At 58.6% G+C, this 13,240-nt stretch carries 12 protein-coding genes and 1 pseudogene; 5 read left to right on the top strand and 8 right to left on the bottom strand.

The features are described from left to right. Positions 1-6: 6 nt before the first annotated feature. The 8 genes from BJI67_RS06555 to BJI67_RS17335 all read right to left on the bottom strand — a co-directional run bounded on the left by BJI67_RS06555 (position 7) and on the right by BJI67_RS17335 (position 8,627). On the bottom strand, positions 7-3,210 hold the full coding sequence (locus BJI67_RS06555; RefSeq protein WP_070074012.1) for a type I restriction endonuclease subunit R: 3,204 nt from the start codon (positions 3,208-3,210) through the stop codon (positions 7-9). 175 nt (positions 3,211-3,385) lie between these two features. Then, complete coding sequence (locus tag BJI67_RS06550; protein ID WP_197513339.1) at positions 3,386-3,859, bottom strand: hypothetical protein; 474 nt, start codon at positions 3,857-3,859, stop codon at positions 3,386-3,388. A 5-nt stretch (positions 3,860-3,864) separates the two neighbouring features. Continuing rightward, the gene (locus BJI67_RS06545; protein WP_070072349.1) at positions 3,865-4,566 is read right to left on the bottom strand and encodes a DUF3800 domain-containing protein; all 702 of its coding nucleotides are present in this window, start codon (positions 4,564-4,566) and stop codon (positions 3,865-3,867) included. An 18-nt stretch (positions 4,567-4,584) separates the two neighbouring features. Further along, positions 4,585-5,313, bottom strand: a complete 729-nt coding sequence (locus BJI67_RS06540) for a hypothetical protein (RefSeq protein WP_156782051.1) — start codon at positions 5,311-5,313, stop codon at positions 4,585-4,587. After that, on the bottom strand, positions 5,294-5,599 hold the full coding sequence (locus BJI67_RS06535; protein ID WP_070072347.1) for a hypothetical protein: 306 nt from the start codon (positions 5,597-5,599) through the stop codon (positions 5,294-5,296). The genes BJI67_RS06540 and BJI67_RS06535 overlap by 20 nt, the downstream gene beginning before the upstream one ends. Further along, positions 5,600-6,877, bottom strand: coding sequence for a restriction endonuclease subunit S (locus tag BJI67_RS16720; RefSeq protein WP_083250693.1), 1,278 nt, complete (start codon positions 6,875-6,877; stop codon positions 5,600-5,602). Further along, positions 6,874-8,427: a class I SAM-dependent DNA methyltransferase gene (locus tag BJI67_RS06525; protein ID WP_070072346.1), complete on the bottom strand. Its 1,554-nt coding sequence runs from the start codon at positions 8,425-8,427 to the stop codon at positions 6,874-6,876. Before BJI67_RS06525 ends, BJI67_RS16720 begins: the two co-directional genes overlap by 4 nt. A 23-nt stretch (positions 8,428-8,450) precedes the next feature. Further along, entirely contained in the window at positions 8,451-8,627 is a 177-nt protein-coding gene (locus tag BJI67_RS17335; protein WP_156782050.1) for a ribbon-helix-helix protein, CopG family, read from the bottom strand. Positions 8,628-8,814: 187 nt separating this feature from the next. Here BJI67_RS17335 and BJI67_RS06520 point away from each other — a divergent pair, with 187 nt between their 5' ends. The 5 genes and pseudogenes from BJI67_RS06520 (at position 8,815) to BJI67_RS17325 (ending at position 13,232) form a co-directional block, all read left to right on the top strand. Then, positions 8,815-9,147, top strand: coding sequence for a hypothetical protein (locus BJI67_RS06520; protein WP_070072345.1), 333 nt, complete (start codon positions 8,815-8,817; stop codon positions 9,145-9,147). Continuing rightward, positions 9,147-9,578, top strand: coding sequence for a hypothetical protein (locus BJI67_RS17770; RefSeq protein ID WP_197513338.1), 432 nt, complete (start codon positions 9,147-9,149; stop codon positions 9,576-9,578). The genes BJI67_RS06520 and BJI67_RS17770 overlap by 1 nt, the downstream gene beginning before the upstream one ends. Continuing rightward, positions 9,541-9,705, top strand: a complete 165-nt coding sequence (locus BJI67_RS17765; protein ID WP_197513337.1) for a hypothetical protein — start codon at positions 9,541-9,543, stop codon at positions 9,703-9,705. Before BJI67_RS17770 ends, BJI67_RS17765 begins: the two co-directional genes overlap by 38 nt. Then, positions 9,686-12,100 carry a TOTE conflict system archaeo-eukaryotic primase domain-containing protein gene (locus BJI67_RS06510; protein ID WP_070072344.1) on the top strand — a complete coding sequence of 805 codons (2,415 nt, stop codon included), beginning with the start codon at positions 9,686-9,688 and terminating at the stop codon, positions 12,098-12,100. Before BJI67_RS17765 ends, BJI67_RS06510 begins: the two co-directional genes overlap by 20 nt. A 22-nt stretch (positions 12,101-12,122) precedes the next feature. Continuing rightward, a pseudogene (locus BJI67_RS17325) lies at positions 12,123-13,232 on the top strand (IS1595 family transposase). The last annotated feature ends 8 nt before the right edge of the window (positions 13,233-13,240 follow it).

Here is a 13,240-nt window from a genome sequence, read left to right as displayed (position 1 = left end):
AGTGCATCACATAGTCCAGCTATCAGCCAACAACTCCGCCTGCTTCAGGATGGTCTCTGTCGCTAAAGCCTGCTTGTCTGGCGGGTAGCCGTACTTACGCAAGATCCGTTTCACGATCACCTTCAGTTTGGAGCGCACGCTCTCCTTCACCGTCCAGTCGATAGTGGCGTTCTGCTTCACCTTATCCACCAACTCGCGAGCAATCAGTCGCAGCTGATCGTCGCCCAGCACCTGCACGGCACTGTCGTTCACCTCCAGGGCGTCGTAGAAGGCCAACTCGTCGTCCGTCAGCCCCAGGTTCTCGCCGCGTCGATCCGCGTCCCTGATCTCCCTGGCCAGTTCGATCAGTTCTTCGATGATTTCGGCGGCCGACAGAAGGTTGTTCTGATAGCGTTTGATGGCACCTTCCAGCATCTCCGACAGCGCCCTGCTCTGCACCAGATTCCTTCGAGAGCGAATGCGGATCTCATCGTTCAGAATTTTCTTCAACAGCTCCAGGGCCAGATTCCGGTGCTGCATGCCCTTGATCTCTTCCATGAACTCGTCAGAGAGAATGGAAATATCAGGCTTCTTGATACCCGCCGCATCGAAGATGTCCACCACCTGGTCGGAGACAACCGCCTCGTCCACCAACTGCCGGATAGCCGAATCCAGCTCTTCCTTGCTCTTGCCCTCACCGCGTTCGAATTTGGCCAGTCGCGCCTTCACCGCCTGGAAAAAGGCCAGCTCATCCTTGATCGCCATGGCGCGCTCGTCGGGCACGCACAAGGCGAATGCCTTCGCCAGGAGGCCAACCTCCCTGGTAAAACGCGCCTTGCCGTCATCCAGGCCAAGAACAAATTCCTCGCCCTCCAGGATGATCGACAGCTTGCCGGAGGTGTCCGCGTTGAAGTAACGGCGATAATCGAACCCGGCCAACATCTGTTCGACCACCTCGAACTTCTCCTGCATGGCATGGACGGCAGCGTCGATGTCCAGGGTGGGTTCGCCCTTGCCCCCGCTCTCGGTATAGGTCGCCAGCGCCTTTTTGAGGTCGGAGGCGATGCCGATGTAATCCACCACCAACCCACCGGGTTTGTCCTTGTAGACCCGATTCACGCGCGCGATGGCCTGCATTAGGTTGTGACCCTTCATGGGCTTGTCCACATACAGCGTATGCAGACAGGGGGCATCGAAGCCGGTCAGCCACATGTCGCGCACAATCACCAGTTTCAGTGGATCGTCCGGGTCTTTCAGTCGCTCGCCGATCGCCTTGCGCGCCTCCTTGCTGCGGATGTGCGGCTGCATGACCTGGGGGTCCGCACTGGACCCCGTCATGATCACCTTGATCGCGCCCTTGGCGTCATCCTCGTCATGCCATTCAGGACGCAAAGCGACGATGGCATCGTAGAGTTCGACACAGATGCGCCGACTCATGGCCACGATCAACCCCTTGCCGTAAAAAATCGCCTGCCGCGCCTCGAAGTGTGCCACCAGATCACGGGCCACGTTCTCGACCCGCTGCCGATTGCCCACGATCGCCTCAAGCCGTGTCCATTTAGCCTTGGCCTTCTCGCTCAGCTCATCCTCGTCGCCAAACCCGGTCTCATAATCGGCGGCATCCTCCATGACCTGATCGAAACGCTGATCCAGGGCCTCCTTTTCGTCCTCTTTCAGGCGCACCTTGGCCAAGCGGCTCTCGTAGTAGATGCGCACCGTGGCACCATCCTCGACCGCCTGGGCGATGTCGTAGACATCCACGTAATCGCCAAAAACGGCGGGTGTATTCTTGTCGTCCAGCTCCACCGGCGTGCCGGTAAAACCGATGAAGGTGGCGTTCGGCAGCGCGTCGCGCAGATATTTGGCGAAACCATAGGCGGTCTTCTTGCCAACGATGTTGCCGTCCGCATCCTTGATGTCCACCTCCTTGGCCTTGAACCCGTACTGGCTGCGGTGCGCCTCGTCGGCGATCACCACGATGTTTCGGCGGCCGGAGAGCAACGGATAGATCGCCTCGCCGTCCTTGGGCGAGAACTTCTGCATGGTCGTGAAGATGATTCCACCCGAGGCCACCTTCAGCTTGTCACGCAGATCGTCCCGGCTTTCCGCCTGCACCGGCTCCTGGCGCAGCAATTGGCGGCTGGCGGCGAAGGTGTCAAAGAGCTGGTCATCCAGGTCGTTGCGGTCGGTCAGCACCACGATGGTGGGGTTGTCCAGCGCCAGCACCAGCTTCCCGGCGTAAAAGACCATGGACAACGACTTGCCGCTGCCCTGGGTATGCCACACGACACCACCCTTGCGGCTGCCATCGCCACCCGTCGCGTGTAGCGTCGATTCCACCGCTTTTCTCACGGCATAGAACTGGTGATAGGCGGCGATCTTCTTCACCGTCTCCACCGTGGTCAGGCCGGTCTTGGGGTCTTCCCGGCGCGACTTCTCGAACACGGTGAAATGGCGAATCAGCTCCAGCAGGGTGGCGGGCCGCAAGACCCCTTGAATCAGCGTCTCCAACTGGCTGACCAGATGCGACGCCTGCTGCTCGCCATCCGCCGACTTCCAGGCCATGAAGCGGGTGTAACCGGCGGAGAGCGATCCCATGCGCGCCTCCAGCCCATCGGAGACGACCAGCAACCCGTTGGCCACGAACAGGCCAGGAATGGCGTTCTTGTAGGTCTGAAGCTGCTCGAAGGCGGAACGCACCGTTGCGTTCTCGCTGGCCGCGTTCTTCAGTTCGATCACCACCAGCGGCAGACCATTGATGAACAGCACCAGGTCGGGGCGCTTGTTCACATGGCCGTGGCCGGACTTGGCGGTCACTGTGAATTGATTGACCACCAGGCAGTCGTTGGCGTCAGCATCATGGAAGTCCACTAGCCAGATCTTGTCGCCCTTGGTCCGCCCCTCGTGCTGGTACTCCACCTCCACCCCATTGGTCAGCAGTCGGTGGAAGGTCTCGTTGCTCGTCACCAGCTCGCTGGCCGACCCCGTTTCCACGGCCAGGCGCACTACCTCCTTGACCGCCTGCTCCCTGGCATCCGCCGGAATTGTAGGGTTGAGGCGCGCCACCGCATCCCGCAACCGCCCTTCCAGAAACACATCGCCGAAGGAGGCGCGCTCCGGGTTTGCCGCATCGGGCGCCAGCTCCGCGCCGTGGAGGTAGCGGAAGCCCTGCCGCTCCAGCAGCTCGATGGCCAGTTGTTCGATGGCCGACTCCGTCAACTTGTCCGACACGCTATCCACTTGTTTTTACGCATAATTAATTGGCCAATAAGCCCCGACGACATTGAATTTTCCCGAAATTGTCCTTGAGTTTTCGCCCCATCAGGCCGAAACTACGGATATCTCATCCACCCATGGTGGAAGGAGTTGGGCCAACGCTCCGCGTTGGCCTTTCTTGTTTTCGGCCTCAAATCCTGCGCTCATATTTCTTCCTGAGCTTCCGCTTGGTGTTCCCGTATTCGACCCAGAACGAGGTTACAAGCCGCCGCCGGCCATCGGGATACTTCTTCATGATGACCACGAAATCGTCGTTCTCCAGCCAGACGTAAGTCTTGACCGTCCCATCTCCTTCATCGTGGTCCCAAGCCAGAATCTCCGGCTTCTCCGGTTGGTCCAGCATCGGCCGCACCCAGGGTAGCCGCTCGCTTCTGCGTAAATCCGGCAAGCGATCACCCGCCTCTTTGTCCTCCCGCGAAGTCAGATGCCAGAAGATCTTCTCCTTCCCGTCCTCCATCTCCGGGAAAAACCAAACCGCATGCCCGTCATATACTGGCTGCGATGCCTTGAAATCACGTGCGAAGAGGCGATACAGGGCCTCGTAGGTATCCCCTTGCCAAGGATTCACCCGGAAGAGTTCGGGTAGCCATTCCGGGTAGCTCATGCCCGTCACGCCTCCCGTGGGGTAAATAGAAACAAATTGAACTTCTCTTCGCGTAACGGCGTTGAATACAACAACTGGCGCCCCAAGCGCTTTTCAAGATGCTGGATAACCGCCACCTTTGCCGGATTACCCTCAAGCCCCCGGTGCCGATAAGAAACTGCGCCAAGCAGAAAGTCACACACCTGGAGCAAATAGGATTCGTGGGAACGAATATTCTGCAAGTGCCCGATCATCTGGCTGGTAAAGTCGTATTTGTCATTGCACAACACCTCGCCCAGCTTGCGCAGCTTCAGGCGACTGCGGGTGTCCTTGATGTCCAGATAGATGTTGTACCGCTGATCGGGACTCAGAATCTTGCTCAGCAGCGAGAAGTACATCTTGTAATAGAAATCGTCGTGCGATCCTTCATTGAATAGCGCGTGGTTAAGCCGCTCCTTGTGCAGCACCACCAAGCCGCGAAAGTGCAGTGGCACTTCAGCCAGAAACCAATCCACTAGCTCCAGATAGAAGTTCAGCCGCGCTTTCGAAACCTTTGACCACTTCAGCTCGCCAGCCGCATTATGCCGCGCTTTCATGTCCTGGACTTCCTTTGACAGACGCGCTACCTCACCCACCGGGCACCAGATAGCGCCCAGCAACATCACCGGCTGATGGTCGTTCTCCAGATGACAGGATTCGTCGCAATAGATGTTATAGGTTTCGTTCATGACGCCCCGCCCGCCGACTTAGACCACATGTTGCAACGCCCCCTCTATCGCGTCCCTGACATCCTGAAATTGACCGCCATCGAGGTCGAACTCGCCGACGGGAGTTCCCACCCGCTCAAACCGGAACGAGGTAGCATTGTTCTTTTTCTTGTAGAAACAAAGATATGTCTGGTGGTTTTCGTCAACCACATGGGCGAACGGTGAGACGCAGAAGATGTCCTCGCCCAGCTCCGCATAGAGCCGGTTGGCCGTGAGATTCGCGCCGATGGCCGCAAACTGCGCATCGCTGAGACATAGATCGTAATTCATGCGCCCGAGCGTATGGCCATCGAACTTGCGACATTTCAAATCTCTCGGCGTAGGTTCACTTCTGCGGTATTGAATAAATGAAACGTTTCGTAATTTGCGCAACGCGTAAAGAACCGCTTTTACATCGGGAAGCAACTGCTCAAACCGTGCCTCTGACTCCGACGCGTTGAGCGCGGCGATGTGCTGAATGGAGTTGCGTTCCTGGTTGAGCTGGCGCAACCCGTCTATGGCATCGGCGCTGACAATCTCGGACATCACAAACTGGCCGGTATCCACATCGTTGTTCACCACCGCTTCGACGAAGCCCAGCCTGGTCGCCAGGCTATCCGACATCATGCGGTTTAGCGATAACGGCTGTCCGCCGAGTTGAAAACCCGAAAGGTTTACGCCTCGATACAGCACCTCGCCCACGGCCAGGCTATACAGGGTAAAGATCACCGATTCCCACGTCGTGCGCAGCAACTGCAAGCGGTGGTTGGCGTCGTCGTAACCGTGCAGCGTCTGGTTGCAGGTAATGGGCGACGGGTGCCGGAAACTCGTTGACGACCACCTCCGGGAACTCCTCAATCTGCTGGCTCTTCCAGGCATCCAGTTGGTCGAGATACGCGCTCGGGTCCATCTCGAACAGCACCACGCTCGGCGCCTCCGAGAACTCCCCGATCTCTACCCTCGGATAGGTCTCATCCAGCCAGTCGTTGAATTCCGGGTTGTCGTTGAAGTCCATTCACGCCACCCTGAGTTCGCCGGACATCAGTTTGGGGAGGAGGGTGTCGCGGAGCTTAGCCAACGTCCTCGCTTCGAGGCGGACCGCAATAATCTGCTCAATTAGTGGATCAAAGGTCTCAGTAAACTGAGGCAACAATCCCTCCGGTGGACATACCGTCAGCGCATTGGTCAGGTGTCCCCGCTGGATATGCCCCATGGTGGTTGCCTTGTCGGCAGCCACCGCCTGGAATGCCCTTAAATGGTGTTTGGTCCAGAGGTAGTAGAACCACTTGGGATACACATCCGAACTCACTTTGAACAAATGCTGATTCAGCGCCCCCTTACCGTGACACCAAATGTCCACTTCCAGACTTCCTGACCAAGAGAAGAGCACATCACCATCATCAATAATGTATTTCGGGTCGAGCTTGGTACTCGCCTTGTCTGAATTCGCAGTGATGCCTTGTTTCATCTCTCGAATTTTGATGACTGGCAAGTATTCATCACCCTCGGGCGGGAAGTTCTGCAAGGCTAGGCCGTTCAGGTAGTCCGCAATTTGGTCGAGTGACTTAACCTCCCACCCCACCGGAATCTCCCCCAGCTCGGAGGGCTGCATGGCGCCGCCGCTGGATTGGTAGGGGCGGCCGTTTTCGTCGGGGAATTCGAACTCCATGAACCAGCGTTTGAACAGCGCCTGGGCGATGGCCTCCAGGGTGCGGTTCTGCTTGCGGTTGAGTTCGATTTTTTCATCGAGGGAGGAGAGGATGTCGGCCACCGCGCCTTGTTCGCCTCGCTTTGGAAGGGGCACTCGGAGTTCGAGCAGATCCGTCCCTGTAATTCCCGAAACCGCTACTTGGCGAAGAATGGTATCCATTAAGTAGCGCCCGACCCTGGATGAAAACAAATACGCCAAGTATCTGGGGTCAACAATTGTTTGGTTTGGTCGAGCGCGAATTATTGATGACTCAAACGTGGTTTCTTCGCTTGGCTTAACTACCAAAGAACATTTCCCGGCACCTTCAGCGACTAGCGACCTTCGGGCAAACAGCAAATCTCCATCCTGAACTAGAAACCTATCCTTTTCTTGATCAGTGAGTTCAAGGCGCTGCATATCCTGGTTACCAATACGGTCGAAGGCAAACAGCTCCCCCATATTGATGACTTTTACACCTCTTCCGTGATGCTCCTTCGATTTGTAAATCCCATTCCTTGTCCCTTCTGTCAGTACATCACCAAGTTTAGGGTACGACCAATCAGCAGGGACAGGGCCTACGTCTGTAATTAAAGCTTCATTCACAAACTTAACCCCACCTTCGTCAAATTCTCCCGAATTCGCGCATCCAGCGCCTCGCCTTGTGCCATCTGCTCGGCGAGTTCGGCGGTGAGCTTGGTCATCTTCTCCTCGAAGGGCACACCGTCGTCCTCCTCGTCGGGGATGCCCACATAACGCCCCGGGGTCATTACGTGGTTGTGCTTGCGCACCTCATCCAGGGACGCCGCTTTGCAGAACCCCTGCTCGTCCTGGTAGCCACCGTCCGTGTTGCGCCAGGCGTGGTAGGTGTCGGCGATGTGGGCAATGTCCTCATCGGTGAAGTCGCGGTTGCGGCGGGTGATCATCTCGCCGAGGTTGCGGGCGTCGATGAAGAGAATTTCGTCTTCGCGGTTTCTGAAATTGCGGTTCTTGCGGTCGCGGGAGATGAACCAGAGGCAGGCGGGGATGCCGGTGTTGTAGAACAGCTTGTCGGGCAGGGCGACGATGCAGTCGACCAGTTTTGCCTCGACGATGGCCTTGCGGATCTCGCCCTCGCCACCGGAGTTGGACGAGAGCGAGCCGTTGGCCAGCACCAGCCCCAGAGAGCCGTTGGGGGCGAGGTGGTAGATCATGTGCTGCATCCAGGCGAAGTTGGCGTTGCCTACCGGGGGCACGCCGAATTGCCAGCGCGGGTCGTCGCGCAGCAGCTCGCCGGACCAGTCGGAGTCGTTGAAGGGCGGATTGGCGATGATGTACTCGGCCTTCATGTCCTTGTGGGCGTCGTTCAAGAAACTGCCCTCGCCGTTCCAGCGCACGTTGGAGCCGTCAATACCGCGGATCGCCAGGTTCATGCGGCAGAGGCGGTAGGTGGTCTGGTTGGACTCCTGGCCGTAGATGGAGATGTCGTCGATGCGCCCCTGATGGGCCTCGACCAGCTTTTCGGCCTGCACGAACATGCCGCCGGAGCCGCAGCAAGGGTCGTAGACCCGCCCCTTGTAGGGCTCCAGCATGTTGACCAGCAACTTGACGATGGCCGCCGGGGTGTAGAACTGGCCACCCTTCTTGCCCTCGGCGGCGGCGAACTCGCCGAGGAAGTATTCGTAGACCCGGCCCAGGATGTCCTGGCTGCGGGCGGTGGCGTCGCCCAGACCGATCTTGCCCACCATGTCGATCAGCGCGCCCAGGCTGGCCTTGTCCAGGTTCTGGCGGGCATACTGCTTGGGCAGCACCCCCTTGAGGGTGGGGTTCTCCTTCTCGATGGCCTCCATGGCATCGTCCACGTCCTTGCCGATCTCCGGCAGCTTGGCGCGGGCCTGGAGGTACGACCAGCGGGCATTGGCCGGGACGAAAAAGACGTTCTCCGCGCGGTATTCGTCGGCATCTTCGGGATCGGCCCCCTCGTACTCGCCCTCTCCTGCCACCAGTTTGGCATGGAGCTCTTCGAAGGAGTCCGAGATGTACTTCAGGAAGATCAGGCCGAGGACGACGTGCTTGTACTCGGCGGCATCCATGTTCTTGCGCAGCCGGTCGGCGCTCTTCCAGAGGGTCTTTTCCAGGGGTTCTTGTTCTTTGGCTTTGGCGGCAGGTCTGGCCATGGTCGGTCCTTATTGTGGGGGGCTTAGCGGCTGGTCGCCTTCTCTTCCAGGGCGACGCCGGTACGGGCGCAGTAGTCGCGAATCATCACCTCGATCATGTTGGCGAGGCTGCGCCGCTCCTTTTCCGCCGCGACCTTCAGCCCCTCCTTGACGGCGGGGTGGACACGAACAGTCAGGGTCGTCGATTTGGTTTCGGCCATCAGTAACCTCAATTCTGGAGTGGCTTTCGATTGTACTGCGGATATACTAACCGGATTCGTCCGAACAAGGGACGTAAACATGGCCAGAGATTTTTCTCCTATCCGTTTTTTCATGCATGTGCCCAACGCTATGACATGGACTGTGACAACTTGGTGGGTCAGAAAGAGGTAACCAGAAAGGCATCCTATGAAAAAGATGAAACCGTTTACCGGAAACTGGCGCATCGTCGAGATGGAGGTCTGGGATCAAGATTACGTCGACATGGAGGTGCCGGGATACTTCCGCATCGGCTCGGACGGCACCGGCCAGTTTCAGTTTGGGCTGGTCTCTGGAGACATCGATGGCCGGGTGGAGCCATTTGGTCATGCGCCGCGTTTCGAATTTTCCTGGTCGGGACAGGATGAAAACGATCCGATTTGCGGTCGGGGCTGGGCGGCCATTGAAAATAACGAGCTGAACGGCCGCATCTATCTACATCTGGCCGACGACTCGGCATTTCGGGCCATCAAGAGCAAATAGTGGACTTCATGAAAAAACCCAACAAGAAAAAACCGACCTGGACCGATCTCAAGCGTCAGCTTGCCGATCTCGACCGTCCGGCGCTGCTGGGCCTGATTCAGGATTTGTACGCCGCCAGCAAGAGCAATCAGGCTTTTCTCCATGCCCGCTTCGCCCTGGGCGAGGATGTGCTCGAACCGTACAAGGCCACTATCGACCGCTGGGTTTGTCCGGATGTGATGCGCAATCAGGATATCTCGGTCGCCAAGGCCAAGAAGGCAATCTCCGATTACAGGAAAGCCATAGGACGGCCGGAAGGTTTGGCGGAGTTGACGGTGTTCTATTGCGAATCCTGCATGAACCTGCTCGGCTGCTGCGGCATGGAAGACGAAGGCTCTCAACGCCTTGGTGCGCATGTTCGAGCAGGCGCTGAAGGCGATTGCGGCGCTTGAGCCCAGCCAGCAGGATGCTTCTGTCGAGCGGCTTGAACGTGTCCGGAGCGAAGGCCACAACTGGGGTTGGGGCGTTGGCGACGACATGGACGATCTGATGGCTGAACATGGCTTTGCCGAAGAGTGACAAGCGCCCGAATGAACAGGACGAACGGCGTCAGCTGCGCGAGGAGAACGCCCGGCTCAAAAAGCTGCTGACCCGGCACGGTATCGCCTGGGAAGAACCGGCCATCCCTGAACCCGTCCCCGCCTCGACTGAATACGGACCAGCCCCGATCCATTTCACCACGGACGACAAGATCGCCCTGTTTCGCCGCCTTTTTCGGGCGCGAGAAGATGTCTACCCCCAACGCTGGGAGTCGGCCAAGGGCACGTCCGGCTATTCACCGGCCTGCGGTAACGAATGGAAACCCGGCATCTGCCACAAGCCCCGGGTGAAATGTGGCGACTGCACGCAGCGCCAATGGCTGCCGGTGACCGATCAGGTGATCTATGGCCATTTGGCCGGGAAACGAACCATCGGCGTCTATCCACTCCTTGGCGATGACAGTTGCTGCTTTCTGGCCGCCGATTTCGATAAAGCCAATTGGCGCGAGGATGCCAAAGCCTTTCTGCAATCCTGTCGGGAACTCAACTTTCCGGCGGCGCTGGAGATTTCCCGCTCCGGCAATGGAGCACACATCTGGATCTTCTTTGCCGACCCGGTTCCGGCCCGCGCGGCCCGGCAGCTTGGAGCCGCGTTGATCAGCTATACCTGCGACCGCACCCGGTCCGTGTCCCTGACCAGCTACGACCGTCTGTTTCCCAACCAGGACACCTTACCCAAGGGCGGCTTCGGCAACCTCATCGCGCTGCCCCTGCAGAAACAGCCGAGGGAATTGGACCGTAGTGTTTTCGTCGACGAACACCTTCAGCCCTACCCCGATCAATGGGCTTTTCTGGCATCCATCCGCCCCATGTCCCGGCGGGACCTGGAAGACGCCATTTTGCGGGCCAGCGGTGGTCGCCATCCTCTTGATGTGGCCTTTTCCGCCGAGGAAGAAGACAGCAAGCCCTGGCAACGTCCTTCGCCCCTGCCCGCGCGGATTGCCGGTCCGCTACCGGAATCGCTGAGCCTGGTACTGGCTAACCAGATCTTCATTGCCAAGGCCGATCTGCCGCAACCGTTGGCTAACCGCCTGATCCGCCTCGCCGCCTTCCAGAATCCCGAGTTCTACAAGGCCCAGGCCATGCGTCTGCCGGTGTGGAACAAGCCGCGCATCATCGGCTGCGCCGAGAACTACGCCCAGCATATCGGCCTGCCTCGTGGCTGCCTCGATGCGGTGCTTGACCTGCTGCAGGAGAACGACATCCGCCCTGAACTGCAGGACGAGCGCCTGCCAGGACGGAGGGTGACGGCCAAATTCACCGGCACCTTGCGCAAGGATCAGAAAGCGGCGGTGCGGGAGATGCTCAAACACGAAGTCGGCGTGCTCTGCGCCCCGACGGCCTTCGGCAAGACCGTTACCGCCGCAGCCCTAATCGCCCGGCGCAAGGTGAGCACACTGGTGCTGGTCCATCGCACCGAACTGCTGCGTCAGTGGCAGGAGCGGTTGACCGGATTTCTTGAGTTTTCGAAAGCAAGCCTGGGGGTCATCGGCGGCGGCAAGAAAAAACCGTCCGGCAAGATCGACATCGCGGTCATGCAGTCACTGTCACGTCGGGAGGAGCTTGGCGGACTGCTCGACCAGTACGGCCAGATCATCATCGACGAATGCCACCACCTGTCGGCGTTTTCCTTCGAGGCCATCCTCAAACAGGCCAAGGCGAAATTCGTGGTGGGCCTGACCGCCACTCCGATACGACGCGACGGTCATCAGCCGATCATCTTCATGCAGTGCGGCCCGATCCGTCACAGCGCCGCCAGAGCGGAAACCGCCCCGGCACAACTGGAGGTCAGGCCGCAGGTGCTGCGCGCGCCGGAAATCCCGCCGGATTCACCGATCCAGGATGTGTTCCGCATCCTCGCGGGCGATGCGGCCCGCAACCGGTGTATCGCCGAGGATGTGTTGACCACCTATAGGGAAGGGCGAAAGGTGTTGGTTCTTACCGAGCGAACGGATCATCTGCCGCTGTTGCAGGAGGCGCTGGGGGATGAGGTCGAGAACTCTTTCGTACTGCATGGCCGCTTGTCGAAGAAGCAGCGAACGGCGGTGATCACGGCATTGGACGCGCTGGATGAGTCGGCACCGAGGGTATTACTCGCCACTGGTCGCCTGATCGGCGAAGGCTTCGATCATCCGCCGCTCGACACGCTGGTGCTGGCCATGCCGATATCCTGGAAGGGAACCTTGCAGCAATACGCCGGACGCCTGCACCGGGAACATGCGGCCAAGCAGGATGTGCGCATCTACGACTATGCCGAGACCGATCAGCCCCAGCTCAACCGCATGTGGGACAAGCGTCAGCGCGGCTACCGAGCCATGGGGTACGAGATCAAACCGTTGCAGACCGTAGTTTTAGGGAGTGGGGTATCCAGCTAATTACGGTAATGAAATTTCTGGAATGGAATCAGGGTCGCTGCAAGCGCGATCAAAGTCACCCCGAGCCGGGGTCGATTACCCGCGCAACTACGCCGAGTTTCTGGCGTGGTTTCCGGATGGTGTTGCCTATCTTGACTACCTTGACTGGATTCGATGGAAAGACGGCTTTACGTGCCCAGCGTGCCACGGATCCAAGGGATGGCGCATGAAGAACGGCAAATGGTGGTGCGATGCGTGCCGCAATCGCGTCTCCGCCACGGCGGGTACGATCTTTCACCGCACCAGGACACCGCTTACCGTGTGATTTGCCGCCGCATGGCATCTGACCTCCGCTAAAAACGGGGTTTCCGCCAAAACGCTGCATCGGATTCTCGGGTTCGGTTCCTATCAAACCGCTTGGGCGATGCCGCACCAGTTCCGGTGCGCAATCAGCCATGCCGGGCACGACATGTTGTCCGGACCAGTCGAAGTGGACGAAACCGTCTTCGGGGGCGTGCGGCACGGCAAGCGCGGGCGCGGTACAGAAGGCAAGGTGTTGTGTTGGTGGCGGTTGCCGTGCTAATTGCTTCCCCCCAAGGGCTTCGGGCGCTGCCGCTTGCAGATTATCCCCAACGCTGAAACCGAAACGCTCAAGGCGTTCATCCAGAAGCACATCAAGCCTGGCTCGACGATGTACACCGACGGGTTGATATCCTATCCCGGTTCCGCCAAAGACGAATACAATCATCAGGGAACGTCCCTCAAAGACTCCGGCAAGAAGGCCAACGAGGTCTTGCCGGGCGTACACCGCATTGCCGCGCTCGTTAAGCGCTGGCTGTTGGGTACGCATCAAGGCTCTTTCGAAGCATTTCACCTGCAGGCTTATCTGGACGAATTCACGTTCCGGCTCAACCGCCGCAAGTCCACGCACCGGGGCAGGCTCTTCTTGCGTCTGCTCGAACAGTGTGTCGCCATGCATCCCCTGTCCTTTCGTGGGCTTGTGGCCAACCCTAAACCAATAAATGTGGTGCAGGAGTTCGCCTTGCCTTCAAATCTTCGCCATAAAGCGCCAGCTTCTTTGGACCTGATTAGCACGATTCTTCCGCCATTGCATTCGACGATTTTGCCATCATGTTGTAACTCACTGAGTTGAAGTGACAA

This window comes from Acidihalobacter aeolianus, assembly GCF_001753165.1.
GTDB lineage: Bacteria > Pseudomonadota > Gammaproteobacteria > DSM-5130 > Acidihalobacteraceae > Acidihalobacter > Acidihalobacter aeolianus.
The sequence above is the reverse complement of the archived record's forward strand: the minus strand, read 5'-3'. Positions and strand labels throughout refer to the sequence as shown.